This is a genomic window from Providencia sp. PROV114, from assembly GCF_032704305.1.
Classification (GTDB): Bacteria; Pseudomonadota; Gammaproteobacteria; order Enterobacterales; family Enterobacteriaceae; genus Providencia; species Providencia rettgeri.
Window position 1 is genome coordinate 3,566,700 of record NZ_CP120528.1, and the last position, 15,844, is coordinate 3,582,543.

General features: G+C 37.3%; 12 protein-coding genes and 1 pseudogene. 3 read left to right on the forward strand and 10 right to left on the reverse strand.

What is annotated here, in order from left to right; translation table 11 throughout:
- Positions 1-227 precede the first annotated feature (227 nt).
- Positions 228-2,363: a TonB-dependent receptor gene (locus P3L37_RS16010; protein WP_272667404.1), complete on the forward strand. Its 2,136-nt coding sequence runs from the start codon at positions 228-230 to the stop codon at positions 2,361-2,363.
- A 20-nt stretch (positions 2,364-2,383) separates the two neighbouring features.
- The gene (locus P3L37_RS16015) at positions 2,384-3,361 is read left to right on the forward strand and encodes an energy transducer TonB (RefSeq protein ID WP_272667406.1); all 978 of its coding nucleotides are present in this window, start codon (positions 2,384-2,386) and stop codon (positions 3,359-3,361) included.
- A gap of 91 nt (positions 3,362-3,452) precedes the next feature.
- Here P3L37_RS16015 and P3L37_RS16020 read toward each other — a convergent pair whose 3' ends face one another.
- The 7 genes and pseudogenes from P3L37_RS16020 to P3L37_RS16050 all read right to left on the reverse strand — a co-directional run bounded on the left by P3L37_RS16020 (position 3,453) and on the right by P3L37_RS16050 (position 11,287).
- On the reverse strand, positions 3,453-4,700 hold the full coding sequence (locus tag P3L37_RS16020; protein WP_004908187.1) for an aromatic amino acid transporter: 1,248 nt from the start codon (positions 4,698-4,700) through the stop codon (positions 3,453-3,455).
- A 63-nt stretch (positions 4,701-4,763) separates the two neighbouring features.
- Entirely contained in the window at positions 4,764-6,167 is a 1,404-nt protein-coding gene (locus P3L37_RS16025; RefSeq protein ID WP_004908186.1) for a tryptophanase, read from the reverse strand.
- 512 nt (positions 6,168-6,679) lie between these two features.
- Positions 6,680-7,336 carry a DUF799 domain-containing protein gene (locus P3L37_RS16030; protein WP_004908185.1) on the reverse strand — a complete coding sequence of 219 codons (657 nt, stop codon included), beginning with the start codon at positions 7,334-7,336 and terminating at the stop codon, positions 6,680-6,682.
- The gene (locus tag P3L37_RS16035) at positions 7,333-7,686 is read right to left on the reverse strand and encodes a DUF4810 domain-containing protein (RefSeq protein ID WP_004908184.1); all 354 of its coding nucleotides are present in this window, start codon (positions 7,684-7,686) and stop codon (positions 7,333-7,335) included. The genes P3L37_RS16030 and P3L37_RS16035 overlap by 4 nt, the downstream gene beginning before the upstream one ends.
- A gap of 9 nt (positions 7,687-7,695) precedes the next feature.
- Positions 7,696-8,372: pseudogene (locus P3L37_RS16040) on the reverse strand (CsgG/HfaB family protein).
- 537 nt (positions 8,373-8,909) lie between these two features.
- Positions 8,910-10,037 (reverse strand): hypothetical protein, encoded by a 1,128-nt coding sequence (locus tag P3L37_RS16045; protein ID WP_110731664.1) that lies wholly within the window; start codon positions 10,035-10,037, stop codon positions 8,910-8,912.
- On the reverse strand, positions 10,034-11,287 hold the full coding sequence (locus tag P3L37_RS16050; protein WP_164529171.1) for a hypothetical protein: 1,254 nt from the start codon (positions 11,285-11,287) through the stop codon (positions 10,034-10,036). The genes P3L37_RS16045 and P3L37_RS16050 overlap by 4 nt, the downstream gene beginning before the upstream one ends.
- 276 nt (positions 11,288-11,563) lie before the next feature.
- On the opposite strand from P3L37_RS16050, the gene P3L37_RS16055 reads away from it, so the two are divergent.
- The gene (locus P3L37_RS16055; protein WP_004908180.1) at positions 11,564-12,277 is read left to right on the forward strand and encodes a UTRA domain-containing protein; all 714 of its coding nucleotides are present in this window, start codon (positions 11,564-11,566) and stop codon (positions 12,275-12,277) included.
- An 89-nt stretch (positions 12,278-12,366) separates the two neighbouring features.
- Here P3L37_RS16055 and P3L37_RS16060 read toward each other — a convergent pair whose 3' ends face one another.
- The 3 genes from P3L37_RS16060 to P3L37_RS16070 are packed head-to-tail and all read right to left on the reverse strand — an operon-like array spanning position 12,367 to position 15,782.
- Positions 12,367-14,049, reverse strand: a complete 1,683-nt coding sequence (locus tag P3L37_RS16060) for an electron transfer flavoprotein-ubiquinone oxidoreductase (protein ID WP_110731663.1) — start codon at positions 14,047-14,049, stop codon at positions 12,367-12,369.
- 11 nt (positions 14,050-14,060) lie between these two features.
- A complete protein-coding gene (locus P3L37_RS16065; protein WP_004908175.1) occupies positions 14,061-15,011 on the reverse strand; it encodes an electron transfer flavoprotein subunit alpha/FixB family protein in 951 nt (316 codons plus the stop codon).
- Between the two features lie 15 nt (positions 15,012-15,026).
- Entirely contained in the window at positions 15,027-15,782 is a 756-nt protein-coding gene (locus tag P3L37_RS16070; RefSeq protein WP_272667407.1) for an electron transfer flavoprotein subunit beta/FixA family protein, read from the reverse strand.
- Positions 15,783-15,844: the final 62 nt, after the last annotated feature.

A 15,844-nucleotide genomic window follows, 5' to 3' on the forward strand; every position in this document is an offset into this window, starting at 1 on the left:
TTTCATGTCTATCCTGACGTAAAAGCTACCATCCCCTCAGTAACATATACCACCTAAGTCAACAATTTATTTCCACTTAAATCAAATAATTAGGCATAGAATAAATTGGTTTAAATTAATTGATCTTGAAATCAATAATAATATAATAAGATTGATTATCATTTGCATTATCATTACAAAAAGGCAAACCGACTCCAATGAAAAACATTTCCTCCGTTGGAAACAATATGGTTAAATTTAAGCCAGATTTTATTTGTTTCATTATTTTATCAACACTTTCTTTTACAACTCATGCAGCCAATAAAGAGCTTAAATCATCGCAGCTTCAAGATGCTACCGATGCAATTGAGCTACAAGATAGTTATGCAAGGCCTGACTACGTTGAAATAGAACGTTTACGAGATACCAAGCAAATTATTGTTATTTCAAAAGAAGATATTCAAGGTAAAGGAAATCGCACAATCTCTGATGTGCTTAAATCCGTTCCTGGTATTAGTGTCGATACCTCTGGGCAAGGTAATATAGACTTGCGAGGACAAGGGGCTGAAACCTCACAACGTAACCTACAAGTATTACTTGATGGGGCTCCAATTACCACATTAGCAAATCACCCTTACACCACTAACTACGATATTATTCCCGTTGAACAACTTGAGCGTATTGAAATCATTCCCGGTGGTGGAAGCGTTATTTACGGCTCAGGGACTGCAGGTGGAGTCATTAATATCACGTCTAACCTGAGAGGTATGGCTAATCCCAAAACAAGTGTTTTATCTGAATGGAACTCAGAAGGATACCGTTTAAATGCTAATTTGGGAGCGCGGGTTAATGATAAATTTTCAATTTTAGGCACAGCCAGTAAACTAAATCGTGACCTTTACTATAAAGATACCTACCGTAATTCAGAATATTATTCATTAGGTGGAAGATGGGATCTCACTTCAGATCAAAGCCTGATGTTGCGAGGAAGCCATCTCACTGAAAGTTCCCAATACGTAAAAACGCTCACATCACGTAATATCAAAAAGTATGGTAAAGACTACGTTCCACCAGACAAAACCGTCACTGTCGGTATTGATGAAAATGGTAAGTTAATTAAAAAAACAATCAGCGGTTATTTGACTGGTGACCGCGAGGTCGATAGCTATAATTTAAGTTACCAAAATGCATTTACGGATAAACTCAATTTTGCTACTGATGTTTTCTACACTGATGGTTTTTATACTAACAATGCCAACTGGGAACAAAAAGTTAATCAAAAAAGCCACGGAACAAAAATCAAATTAGATATCGGCTATCTTGATGATAGTAACCTACTTTTGGGCATAGATTATTCCAAACAAAAGGCTTCTATTCATTATATTGGAAGCTATAAAAAGGACAGTAAAGGCCGATATTATGGGGTTCCTCATAATTTCGATTATGATAAAACCACAAAGGCAATTTATGTCCTTAACAGCCTGAAATCAGATCAATTTGTTTTTACTCAAGGGCTAAGACGTGAATTGGCTGAATGGTCATTTGATAAAAGCGGTACTGTAAATGGATCAGGTACTTCAGACCGTTGGAATACCGCTGCAGAACTTTCTCTCGCTTACCTTTATCGCGATACAGGTCGAGTTTATGGGCGATATGAACGAGGCTACACCCTTCCCGATGGCTTGCAAATCAGTGACCAATCGGTCGTTAATGGTGAAAAAATTTACACGCCGACTAAGGCAGAAGATGAGAAATATGACTTATTTGAGGTCGGCTTAAGAGACAAATTAGCGTTTAGTACTGTCAATGTCACGTTCTGGACATCCAATACAAATAATCAGTTAAATCGCATTTATCTCACTAGCGTCAATGATGCGAAGACAATGAATTTGTTGAAAACTCGCCGCTGGGGAGCCGATGTTGACTTCCAGCAAACGCTCGGTGATTTCACCTTCCAAGAATCATATTCATGGCTCAGAGGACGTTCTGATTATAACAACCATGGCCGCCAATTCTTGGAAGAAAACGGCAAAAACACCATTGATTACACGAAAAGTGGTTTAACTAAAGTGCCAGAGCACTCCGTTAAACTAAAAGTAAAATACGACTTTACTGAGGATTTATCAGGAGATATTCAGTACACCTATTATGGTTCGTACAATAACTTCCTTTCTGATGCCAATAAAGAAGAAGATGGCGTTGTTAAATCACGTGAGCTCATTGACCTGAGTGTTCGTTACACACCGATTGAACACATTGAATTATATGGTGGGGTCACTAACTTAATGAATAAAACTTACTACGACTATGTTACTGCAGGCTACGGCTCATTGATTCCTGGAAATGAGCGCTCATTCTTTGCAGGTATCAAAGCCACCTATTGATTTAAACAGGAAATGTTTCAGTGACTATAAACCCGTTTTTTCGTTATAAACTTGCTTTAGCACTGTCACTCGTTATCCATATCATTGCCATTATGTTTATCGCCCTACAAGCAGGTAGGGCGGTACCTATGGTCGAAGGTGAGGAAACGATAACGCTATCTCTAGGGGGACCAATGGGCTCCGCTGGGGGCTCAGGAGAGCAGAGTAGTAAGAGACAAGCGCAATTACAAGAAGTTATATCAGAATCCTCCTCGAAGGCTGAAGCTGCTTCGCAATTGAAGCAGCTTAGCAAGTCTCAACCTAATGAAAGTAAAATACCCTCAAAAACCCAACTTAAAAATTCATTAACTCCTGTTAATGTCCCCGTTGATAATACAATTGAATCACCTTTGCTCACACAGAAAACCAAAGTAAATATAAAACCGGAGATCAGTCAGCCCGTACAAGGAAAAAAACAAGAAAAACAAAGTAAATTACTGAACAATGACACTCGAAATAACACAGAAAATCAGCTTATTGCCAATAAAATAAGCCATAAAACACAGCAAGACTCACTAGAAACAGCTAAAGAAACACCATCCAATTCAGCTGCTAAAAATCATTCTGTCACCACCTCATCAACTTCAGAAAGTAGTCAAGGTGGTAAAGGGAATAATATATTATCGGGTAATAACCAATTCGCGGCTAATGGTGATGGAAGTTATACCGCACTCGGTTCGAGTGGTATTTCCTATACAATTTTACAGGATGCGACCCCTAAGTATCCAAAAGAGGCTCGCTCCTTAGGCTATACAAAAGTGGTTAAAATACAAATTCGGTTATTAGTTGGATTAGATGGCCAAGTTGAATCCGTTGAAATATTAAACAACAAGATCCCTGATTTAGGTTTTAAAGAAGAAGCGGTGAAAGCGATTAAAAAAATGACCTTTAAACCCATTATTTATCAAGGACAAAATATTAAAATGTACTTTAAAAAAACGGTCATATTTCAATACTAGCTTACAGTCAGCCATATTGTTGGACAGAAAAAAGGTACAGCGAACCCTCACTGTACCTTTGCAGTTATTTTACAGCTTGTATTTTGAAAAATTAACGGTATATCGGTAACAAATTAAACTGCGCTAACAATTGGCAAATAATACCAAAGACACCAAAAGCGATTACGGCATAGATTAACCCCTTTCCGCCCCACACTTTAAATTTAGATTCAGGAAAACGCTCTCTTACCTTTAATGCCATAACTGCAGGGCAAATAATCGCCCATATACATGCCGCCATACCTGCATAAGCTATTGCGATCAAAAAACCATTTGGGAATAACATGCAAAGAATAAGAGGAGGCAAGAAACATAATAATGCAGATTTCATTCTACCTGATGGGTTATCTTTAAAATTTAGCGAAGCAAGAATGTAATCAAATAACCCAATTGCGACACCTAAGAATGAACAGAATACAGCACTAATAGAAAACCACAGTAAGAATGTCGCAATATTTTTGCTATTCAGCACTGCATATAATGATTCAATAAATGCGTCTAAATTACCGCCTTTATTAATAATTGTTAAAAACTCTGCCCGTGGTAGATTTCCCATTGTCCCCATGATCCAAAGAAAATAGAGAACCAGTGCTAATACACAACCGATAACACAACTCTTAACAACCTTTCTTTCATTCTCATGATAAAGCTTATATAGACTACAAACATTCCCATGATAACCAAAAGAAGTAATTGCATAGGGGATAATAATAAAGACAAAAGGTAGCAATGCTGTTTGTCCGCCCTCAACCGGTGAAGTTAATAACAAATCTGTTTTTACAATAAAAAATAACCCAGAGAAAGCCAAAATAAATAAAACTATTTTAATAAATAAAAATAATGATGTTAAACGGCTTGCTCCAACGCCACTCCACCAAATACTCGCACCTAATATTAATGTAAAGATAATAAATATTAACCTTAAGTTGATGTTGTATCCATAAATGGCGGCGGCTTCTTTAATCACTGAACCTGCGGCTGATATATAGGCATATATTAATATGTAGAGTACAAATATTAATGCCATATTAGCTATATAGCATGCCCATTTTGGTAATAATTCTTTAGATATGAAAAAGTAATTCGTTCCTGATCCATATTTCGATATACATTCTAAAATATAAATCCCTGAATGAAACATAAAAAAGCAAACAACTAACAAGATAACTACAGAGTTAATAAACCAAGCTCCAGCCATAATAGTGGGCAAACTAAACATACCCGCCCCTATCATGGCACCGCCTAGCACAAAACCCCCTACCATTATGGAGGGTTCTTTTTTGGCTGCCGAATTATTCATGGTGTTTACCTTAAGAATAAGGATGAGGCTCCCGCATTGCACGGGAACCATAAGAACGACCTATTATTTAATTGGTTTTAATCTTGCAGTAAAGTGCCTTAATACTGGTGGTTCATATTCGAAATCAAGACCTTTCAGAGTTGCGAATTTATCTTTTAACCCAATGAGAGCATCTGCAATGTAATCCATATGGTCATTGGTATATACGCGTCTCGCAATAGTTAATCGCATAAATTCCATGTCTGCATGTTTTTGTTTGCCCGTTTCAGGATCACGGCCTAATAAGAATGAACCAATTTCAACCGCACGAACACCAGACTCCAAATAAAGTGCGTTTATAACAGCTTGCGCAGGGAATTGGTCACCTGGAATATGTGGAACCAGTTTTTTACAGTCGACGAATACTGCGTGCCCGCCTGTAGGATATTGAATTGAAATACCACCTTCGCGTAAGCGGTCGCCTAAGTATTTAACTTGCCCTATACGATAATGCAGATATTCTTCACCAGCCCCTTCTTCAAGACCCTGTACCATTGCGGCCATATCACGACCCGCTAAGCCACCATAGGTCACGAAACCCTCCATTGGAACACAGCGTTGTCTTGCCAGTGTGAAGATTTTTTCGTCATTTTTAATACAAACCAACCCGCCGATATTTAATAGTGGGTCTTTTTTCGCTGACATCGTTAATGCATCAGCATACTTGTACATATCAAGAATAATTTCTTTAATTGTCGAATTTTTATATTTAGGATCACGCTCTTTAATAAAATACGCATTTTCACAAAAACGAGCCGAGTCCATGACAACAAAGATATTATGTTGTTTAGCAATCTCATAAACTTCTTTCAAATTCGCCATTGATACTGGCTGACCGCCCGCACTATTACAAGTTACAGTAGATACAATTGCAACAACGTTTTCTGCACCATGCTCAGCAATATTATCTTTTAATTTTTGGATATCAAAATTGCCTTTCCAATCATCATAAGTATCCGAGTCATAGGCTTTTTCGGTAACAATATTAATTGCCTTACAACCGTTTAATTCAACGTGTGCTGCTGTTGTATCAAAGTGGAAATTAGAAATAAATACCGGTTTTTTAGCACCGCCTTGTTCCTGTTTTACTTTCAATAAAACAGGGAATAACATATTTTCAGCACCGCGACCTTGGTGAGCAGGAATGACATAATCATAGTCAAACATCTCTTTCACTTTATCTTTTAAATCATAATAGTTACGAGATCCTGCGTACGCTTCATCACCAGTAATCATTGCTGCCCACTGGTGGTCACTCATCGCATTAGTACCTGAGTCAGTTAATAAATCAATATAAACCGCACTGCTTGGTAGTAAAAATGGGTTATATCCTGCTTCTTTTAACGCCGCTTCGCGTTCTTCTCTTGATGGAATACGGATATTTTCTACCATTTTAATACGGAATGGTTCTACGATTCTTTTAGCCATGATAATACCTTTAATTTTTCATTAAATAATAGAGATTTAACCCATAGTGAAATAAGTTAAAAAAACTTTAAGAAAGGAAAATAGAAAGGTTATTTATTTGGGAAAAAGAAGGCTAAAGAGATATCAATATTGAACCATTTCTTCATATAGAAGAAATACCTTGAAATAAGAGATTCGTTTAACAAGAACATACTATGACTCCTATCAACGAGGAATTAGTACAACCGACAACTATTATATATATAACAGTTGTATTACTAAAGTAATCGCTATTGTCATAATATTGTACCTCTATCACATTATTAGTAAGAGAGGCTGGAACAACTTGACTCAAGTCACAGTCTTAATTTATTTATTAAATAAGAGTTTAATTTTATTAAGTTTAGTTTAACTACATTAGTAAAAAATACATATACTTAATATAACAACATAATTAAATACATTAATTTAACTTAAATAAAATGGGTAAAATAGTTTTATCCTATTTTACCCATTATTCAAATAATTAATAATTACTGAGCATCTTTACCGTATTTAGGTGATCTAGGCCCATATAAGATACCATTAGGCTTACCAGCAGATAATAACCTAACACTTGTTATACCTGCAATTGCATAGCTTTTATCTGTCATTGTATCTACGATTTGGTTAACAACAGCAGACACTAACGCCCCAATAATACCATTTGACGAGGAATTATTTTCAGCACTCGATGCAGTTGCGGAGCCACTCCATAGTAACGCCCCTGTTCTAGCATCAACCAATTTTGCATCCGCTGTAACGCGAGTATCACTGGAAATAACCTGATAACTTGTTCCGTATTCAGTGATATTCAAATAAAGTACCGCATCATTACCAAAAATTTCACGTAATTTTGCTGGAGGAACAGCCTGAATATCACCCGCATTTGTCATCCCGTTTTGCTTAAAAGTTTCCTCAACAACAGCAACAGGGAACACATAATAACCCGCCTCAGCTAAAGGAAAGGTCGCTTGTGATAATAAACCATGACTTGCCTGTATCTCTGGTGAACTATTTTGTGGTAATAGCACCAGAATACTTTTTGGTTTACTTTGATTAAATGCCGTGTAATCAACTTTAGTTGGCTGAGCACATCCCGTTAATAACCATGTCATCACCAATCCGCAGACTATAAGTAAATGTTTCATTTTACTTTTCCTTTATTTTTCATGAGAAAATCCATGTAAGCCGCAGATTCTGGATACAATGCTTTTTCTGCAGTGAATTCTTGCATTGCAAGATCAACCGCTCCGGTTGTTGAATACAATAACCCTAAATGTGCATGTAACCCTGGCGGAGTTGCCAAACCTTTTGCTTTGCTCATTTCCAAATTCTTTTTCAAAGCTTGAATTTGTTCTTGGGGGCTAGTTTCTGTTTGTTGATAATATTGGTAAACCGTTGTTTGATAACCATCCCAGTTATATAATGGTTTTGGTTCATTGGCACAGCCATTTAATAAAATCGCACCGGCCATAACTGCCAATAATTTAATTTTCATCGTATTTCCTTATTTAGCTGGCTGCCATGCACCACTTTCAATACCCGAAACTAAGTTATTTACAGCTTCTCTAATGGCTAAATCTAATACTTTTCCATTCAATGTTGAGTCATAACTAGCGGTACCACCAAAACCAATCACTTCCCTATTTGATAATTCATATTCACCAGCACCTTGTGAAGAAAATACCACTTCAGATGTTTGAACATTAACAACGTTTAAATTGACTTTGGCATATGCTACTTGTGATTTACCACGACCTAAAATACCGAATAACTGGCGATCCCCAACTTCTTTTCGTCCAAATTCAGTAACATCACCCCAGTAATCACATAAGTTGCACCTTTTAACTGTTGAGACTGACCATTAATGCCAGCTTCTTCTTTAAGCTCTTGCATATTTGCACGGTCTAATACATTAAAACGACCTGTTTGCTGTAAATGTGTCATCAAAATGGTTTTAGATTGATTACCTAAACGATCTACACCATCAGAGAAAATACCATTCATATAACTAGAACGATTATCGAATTTCCCTATTGATATTGGGCTTTTTGGACCTGAATATTGAGTATTATATGTCGCAACTTTTTCTACAGCTAAAGAGCGAGAAGATTCTTTAGCGCAACCACTTAATAATGCACTTGCAATAAAAATAGATGCAATACTGATTTTGGATATATTCATTTAGCTATCTCAATTAAAATAAAATTAGAATTAGAATTAGAATTAATTTTTGCACTGTTATTTTGCATTAAATGAAGAATAGGATCTAGTCAATACTACCTATTTTTTACCTTATGTTTAGCTTAATTTTCAATTACGATAATATTCATAAAGTCACTAAGGTTTACTAAAATAAAATCAACCGTTTGATTAAACATGGATAAATTTAAAAAAATAATTTAATTAGTAATCTTTAGTGATGATATCGAATATCACCCTCTATAGATAATAATATATATTATTATCTATATTTCTTTTATTTTATTTGTTTTTTCTGATTAAAGGTAATATTTCCATATAATTAATTAGAATTGATTAATTTTTATCTATTTTTCAATCTACCATTGAAAGGCCCTCTTACTCATCTTAACTCGAAGATTTTTACCGCAAGCTATCCCCATCTCCGCATTAAATCAACCTTTTAAGTAACCAATATAAAAAAGGATAGAGTTTCCCCTATCCTTCTTGAATGAGAACACGCTAAATCACAATCGCATATCAATGCAAAGATTGATAAGTAATAGACGTTCCCTTAGTCAGGTTACTTTCATTAGAATAACTACTTTCTATTTCAATCAAGGATTGGTCCGTCATATTATATATTTTGTTATACAAAGGATATTCAGGGCGATAACGGATCTCTTTCGTTGCAATATCCATCATTAAGTATTGTTGTGAACCTCTAACTGAATTCGAAACAATTACCCCCTGATTACCAACTTTTAAGCTGTTCAAATGGTTATAACCGCTTTCTGCAATAACGTCAAAATCACCATTAGTCTGGAATTGCATCAAAGAAAATAAACGGCGTGAAGGCTCCTGAGCAACCACAAAAATATCGCCATGACGATTTTGTGCTGATTCATTAATTCTGACAGGTAGCCATTTACTACTAATAACCTGTTTAGTGGGGATATCCATAATAACTTCTAGCGATCCCATTTGATTACCATAGCTGTACCACATTACGATTTTATCTCGATAAGTCGCGTAGGAGAAATTTGAATTACCCGCAATTTCCTCAGGGAATAATGATTTAGCTAAATCACGAACATTCATAAAATGTTCCCATGTCATTCCTTTATCTGTGCTAATAAAGATATTTTCATTATCCGCAACCACATAAAAAGGAGAACCTTTAGATTGATAAATTTTACCCATAATTAATGTCGAAAATAGAGTACTGGGCTTATCTCCCCAAGGAATTAATTCACTTACCGAAAAGTTGGTTAAATTAATAGTACGGTAGCCATCCCTTAGCATGATTAAGCACTCATTTCTTTCACAAACAGCATTATAGAAGCTTTGGTCACCATACGTAATAAAATGGACACCTTGATTATCTGCAAACAATATCTGGTAATCATATTCACTCAACGTTTCATAAGGACTATAAGAATAATAATAGCTAGAACGGCTGCTTTTTTGAGCTATTATTAGCATCCCCTTTTCAGATGGAAATGTCGTTGCGAAATCATAGCTACCTATTGCTACACTATTTTCATTATGGTTTTGCCATTGCCAATCTTCCGTGCCACCACGAATAAAAATAAAAAGAGTTAACAATAAACTGAATGAGAAAATAAACGTTAAAATAAGGAATCGTTTACTGAGAAATGGGTTCATGAACGCACCTCCGTCACATAATCTGTTTTACCGTGCTGCCGACGAAGTTGTTTTAAAAAATATTGAGATTGATAATAGGCATTACCGCGTTTTGACACTTTAAAATAAATCGCCACACATAAAGCAATAAGGAAGCTTATTCCGAGTAAAATAGTTCCTGAGAAACTGATAAACATGACACCAGTATCAATAATATTCATCCAGTCCCAATAATCCCAATAGCCGCCTTTTTCAAAGGTTTCACTAATAGATGCCCAACCAGCAACTAGAATGAAAAGCGCTAGAATACAAAAAATAAAACCCCATAAACCAATATAGAACCCTCTTTCTTGTGGAGCACCTTTACCAATCAGACTATATGCTAGTCCGTCTTGATGATTGAGAATGCCAAAAACCACTTGTTCCTTTGAATTTTCCTGAATGTTTTTATGTAAAACCTCAAGTTCATCCCCCTGCGCAATAAATAGTTTATGATTATTAAAAAGAGGCTCATTTGCTGAGACTAAAACTCCCATGTGTTTTTTATTAATCTGTAAATTAACTTTATTGAGTGTTTGGAGAGTATCTCCTGCAGCGATCGTAAGGTTGTAATTTGCAGTGATATTTACCTTGCCTTTTGTAACTGATAGTGATGTTTTATCAACATTAATTTCAGCGGCTTTATGTAACTTTACAGGCTTAGATTTAGGATTTTTGATACCGTCGATTTCAATATATGAAGTTTCTTCAAACAGTTTATATTTCCCAGCAATAAGTGAATCTAGCGCTTTCAAAATTAACTTTCGTTTTGGACTTAAAATATGCTTTGTTTGTGCGAGTGCTAAGCCAAAAAGAACGATCCCAGAGAAAGCAGCACAACCCAAAATGGCCACTAATATGATCATCAAGAAACTGTCGTCTGCCTCAGTAAAACAGTAATACACCGCAGGTATCAGGGCCATTAAGGCTAACGAAATTAAGTATTGTTTTCCTAATGAACGATTGAAGCTAACGGTTCTATCAGGTTCAAGCCGGCCATGCTCTGCATGGTAAACCCATTCAACCCAATAGCTTCCATCATTCATCTCTTCTGCACAAATAACCAAAGAGTCACCTTGCTGTATGCGCTCTAAAAAAATTTGGCTATTTGAAAAATCATCCTGATTAAAGAAAAATACTTTTTCAGAGGCAATCAATCTTACCATCCCCATTGGACTGACATTTTGATAATCACATTGAGTAAGACTGACATGGAAATATTGAACTCGCATGAGTAAATGCCTATTTCGCTAAGTAAATTTAACATTATGATAATAAATAAAGGTATATAGCCCTAGTAAAACTTACCTTATAATAAAAAAATTCAGACAATGACGAGCACCCTAAACTGTTATTTAACTCAGGTTAATCATTAGAAATAGGTGTCTCCTACTAGCAAAGCCGGCAATTACTGATAAACTTGCATTCAATACAAAGTTTGTGAGTGAAATGTGGCAATAAAGCAATTTTACCACTCCTTCCTTTAACAATAATTTTGAATAATAGCGATGACATCACAACCTGCATATAAGCAAATTCAGTCTTACATTTTACGCAGTATTGATTTAGGTATTTTTAAGCCTGAAACTCAAATACCGACAGAATTAGAGCTATGCGCTCAATTTAATGTAAGCCGTATGACGGTGAATAAAGCCATTTCAGAGTTAAGCCAAAAAGGGATCCTAAATCGTATTGCAGGGAAAGGCACATTTGTTGCCACCCAAAAACATGAGCTTCCGGTTACAAAAGCATTTGATATTTTTGATGAGATCTCAACGAGCGGTAACAAATATAGCGGTCACCAATTACAACTTAAAACTATTTCCGCATCAGCAGAAATCGCGCTACAGCTCGGAATTAGCGAAGGAAGTGATGTGGGCTACTGTAAAGTTCTTCATTTTGAAAACGATATTCCTTTAATGTTAGAAGAACGTTATGTTAACCACGCCATTGTGCCTGACTTTGTGAAGCAAAAATATGGCGATACAGAAACACCTAGCGGTTATTTGCAACGCCATTTTCCTGTCAGTGAAATGGAACATACCATTGAAGCCGCATTAGCCACAAAGTCCATCGCTCAATCATTATCAATTAAAGAAAGCTCACCTTGCTTACAACTTAGTCGACGCACTTGGACGGGTAGTACCCTAATTAGCTATGTTAAAATGATCACCGCTGGTTCGCGCTACAAATTAAAATTACATTCGCGAATTGAGAATTAATGCAGAAATAAAAAAATGGGGCAAAATTGCCCCAAAGCGACTGATAAAACAAAAAATATCAAGCACATCTACATCACAATAAATTCGTTTTACATTCCTTGATAAATAGGCCCTTCCCCTCCTTGGGGAGCGGTCCAGGTGATATTTTGTAACGGATCTTTTATGTCACAAGCCTTACAATGCAGGCAGTTCTGTGCACTAATTTGCAGTTTTTCTTCACTTTTATTCCCTATAATTTCATAGACTCCAGCGGGGCAATAACGCGTCTCAGGTGCGGCATATTTCATTAAATTAATTTGGATAGGGACATTAGTATCAGCCAGTTTTAAATGACAGGGTTGTTCCTCTTCATGGTTGGTATTCGATAAAAACACGGAAGAAGGCTTATCAAAAATTAATTTACCATCGGGTTTTGGGTAGTTTATCGGTGTAAAACCTTTCGCTTCTTTTATTCCTTCGTGGTCCGATTGTTTTAATTTCAACGTCCACGGACTACGCCCTTTTAATAACAGTTGTTCTGCACCAAATAGCATTGAACCAACTACTAACCCTTTTTTCATATAAGGCTTAAAATTCCGTGTTTGGTAAAGCTCTTGATATAACCAGCTCTCTTCAAATAGTTGGCGGAACTGCTTTTTAAACTGTAAATAATCAACCATTCCATTCTGGGTAGCACTAAAGCACGCTTCTGCCGCTAGTGCGCCACTTTTAACGGCACAATGGGTACCTTTAATACGGGCCGCATTTAAAAAACCTGCATCATCGCCAATTAGCACCCCACCAGGAAAGCTTAATTCAGGTAACGCGGCTAATCCCCCCGCCACCATCGTTCTAGCACCATAACTGATCCGCTCTCCACCCAATAAAAAATCACTAAAAGCGGGATGAGTTTTTAAGCGTTGAAACTCATCAAATGGCGATAAATAAGGGTTTTCATAATTTAACCCGACGACCAAACCCACTGCGACTAAGTTATCTCCATAGTGATAAGCAAAACCACCGCCATAGGTGTGGTTATCTAGTGGCCAACCAACAGAATGGACAACTAACCCTGCTTGGTGTTGCTCTTTTGGAATTTGCCAGATTTCCTTAATTCCCAAACCATAGGTTTGTTTGCCACTCTCTGCGGCTAAATTAAAATGGTTGATTAATTGTTTACCGAGTTGACCTCGGCACCCTTCCGCAAAAAAGGTCATTTTCGCAAGTAAATTCATACCCGGTTGATACATCGCCGTTGGGTTACCTGATTTATCAAGCCCCATATCTCCGGTGGTGATGCCAATTACTTGGTTTGTCTCATCAAATAGCACTTCAGTTGCAGCAAAACCAGCAAAAACATCAACCCCTAATCTTTCAGCTTCAACAGCAAGAGCCGCACTTACCTGCCCTAAGCTGCCAATGAAATTACCATCATTTTTCAAACAGTTTGGTAATAAAGATAGGGGTAAATGACTTGCTTTTTTTTCTTTCAACCATAAAAAACGGTCATGGTTTACAGGTGTTAAGGGGCCTGAAACTTTTTGCTGCCAGCCTGGCAGCAATTCATCGAGAGCCCGTGGATCAATCACTGCACCAGATAAAACATGAGCACCTATCTGTGCGCCTTTATCAATTAAACAAACCGAGATATCTGTTCCTTTCTCTGCGGCTAGCTGTTTTAATCGTATTGCTGCAGATAACCCTGCGGGTCCACCACCGACAATCAGGACATCGAACTCCATCGATTCCCGCTCGGGAGCCTCGTTTATCTTATCAATCTTGTCGATAGCCATTCGTCCACCTCTTACGCTAATGCTTTGTCAAATTCCGGTAAGATCTCAAACAGATCGCCAACAATGCCGTAATCCGCAACTTGGAAAATCGGCGCCTCAGGATCACTATTAATCGCAACGATTACTTTACTTTCTTTCATGCCTGCAACATGCTGAATAGCACCCGAAATTCCTACTGCAATATATAATTCTGGCGCGACAATTTTTCCTGTTTGTCCGACTTGATAGTCATTCGGAACAAAACCTGCATCGACCGCAGCACGTGAGGCACCAACCGCAGCGCCCAATTTGTCAGCTATTGTTTCCAATAGTGCAAAATTTTCACCAGAGCTCAAACCTCTCCCTCCTGAAATAACCACTTTTGCAGAGCTCAATTCCGCACGGCTAACTTGGGTTAGAGATTGGCTTTTTAACTGACTGCGCAAGGGAATATCGGCAAGGGAAATGGTTTCAATTTCAGCATTATTTTGTGTTTCATATCCCCCTGAAAATGCCGAACTACGCACCGTAATCACGACTTGTTGGCCATTATTTTGTACTGTTGCTAACGCATTTCCTGCATAAATAGGTCTAATGAAGGTTTGAGAATCAATAACTTGAGTAATGTCTGAAATTTGTGCTACCCCTAACGTTGCAGCAACCCGTGGGGCTATATTTTTCCCAAATGTCGTCGCAGGAAACAGTAAATGGGTATATTCCTTTGCAATATTAACCACGGCGTGAGCCATCGGTTCTGCGAGTTGGTTTTTCAAGTTATCTGATTGTATTTCTAGAACTTTACTCACGCCTTGTATACTCGCAGCTAGCTGAGCGACCAATTCCGTCTCATCTCCTGCAATTAATAAGTGCAAATGATCACCTGCGGTAAGAAGCTGTTTTGCAGCATTAATACTATGATAAGTAGAGTTTTTTATTGTTTGATTATCATGCTCGACAACCACTAATACAGATATTTGGCTCATGGATATTTTCCTCGATTAAATCACTTCTTTCGCTTGCAATGCACTGACTAGCTCTGTCGCACTGCCTAACAATGTACATTGCCCTGCCCGTTTTTTAGGCTCTGAGACACTAAGCGTTTTAATTTGCCCTAATAGAGCAAAATTCATATCAGCAATATCGATAATATCTAACGTTTTTTTCTTAGCTTTCATGATATTAGGCAAAGTTGCATAACGAGGTTCATTGAGCCTTAAGTCCGTTGTGATAACCGCGGGTAATGGCATCTCTAACGTTTCTAACCCGCCATCAATTTCCCTTGTAACCTGCAGTAGTTGGCCCTCAAGCTTAATTTGTGAGGCAAATGTCGCCTGCGGATAATCCAATAATGCGCTAAGCATTTGGCCTATTTGATTACAATCATCATCAATAGCTTGTTTGCCTAATAAAATAAGATCCGGCTGTTCCTTTTCCACGATTCGTTGAAGTAAGCGTGCAATATCCAGTGGTTCTAAAATTAATTCTCCAGGCCTTTGGACTAAAATGCCACGGTCAGCCCCAATCGCCATCGCACTGCATAATGTTTCTTGATAGCCAATATCACCAACGGAAACAGCAATAACTTCTGTCGCTTTTCCCGCCTCTTTTAAACGTACAGCCTCTTCGACAGCGATTTCATCGAAGGGGTTGATGGCCATTTTGACATTCGCCAATTCAACGCCTGAGCCATCGGCTTTTACTCTTATTTTGACGTTATGGTCTATTACTCGCTTCACTGCGACTAAAATTTTCATAGCAACTCCTATCCCAATTCTTCAACGATTATTGGGTATGATGATGTTCTAAAATCGTTTTT

Coding starts and splice junctions, on each gene's coding strand:
- P3L37_RS16020 (WP_004908187.1), bottom strand. CDS start 4,700: ATGAATAATTCGGCAGCCAAAAAAGAACCCTCCATAATGGTAGGGGGT.
- P3L37_RS16045 (WP_110731664.1), bottom strand. CDS start 10,037: ATGAACCCATTTCTCAGTAAACGATTCCTTATTTTAACGTTTATTTTC.
- P3L37_RS16050 (WP_164529171.1), bottom strand. CDS start 11,287: ATGCGAGTTCAATATTTCCATGTCAGTCTTACTCAATGTGATTATCAA.
- P3L37_RS16025 (WP_004908186.1), bottom strand. CDS start 6,167: ATGGCTAAAAGAATCGTAGAACCATTCCGTATTAAAATGGTAGAAAAT.
- P3L37_RS16065 (WP_004908175.1), bottom strand. CDS start 15,011: ATGAGCCAAATATCTGTATTAGTGGTTGTCGAGCATGATAATCAAACA.
- P3L37_RS16010 (WP_272667404.1), top strand. CDS start 228: ATGGTTAAATTTAAGCCAGATTTTATTTGTTTCATTATTTTATCAACA.
- P3L37_RS16070 (WP_272667407.1), bottom strand. CDS start 15,782: ATGAAAATTTTAGTCGCAGTGAAGCGAGTAATAGACCATAACGTCAAA.
- P3L37_RS16035 (WP_004908184.1), bottom strand. CDS start 7,686: ATGAAAATTAAATTATTGGCAGTTATGGCCGGTGCGATTTTATTAAAT.
- P3L37_RS16030 (WP_004908185.1), bottom strand. CDS start 7,336: ATGAAACATTTACTTATAGTCTGCGGATTGGTGATGACATGGTTATTA.
- P3L37_RS16055 (WP_004908180.1), top strand. CDS start 11,564: ATGACATCACAACCTGCATATAAGCAAATTCAGTCTTACATTTTACGC.
- P3L37_RS16060 (WP_110731663.1), bottom strand. CDS start 14,049: ATGGCTATCGACAAGATTGATAAGATAAACGAGGCTCCCGAGCGGGAA.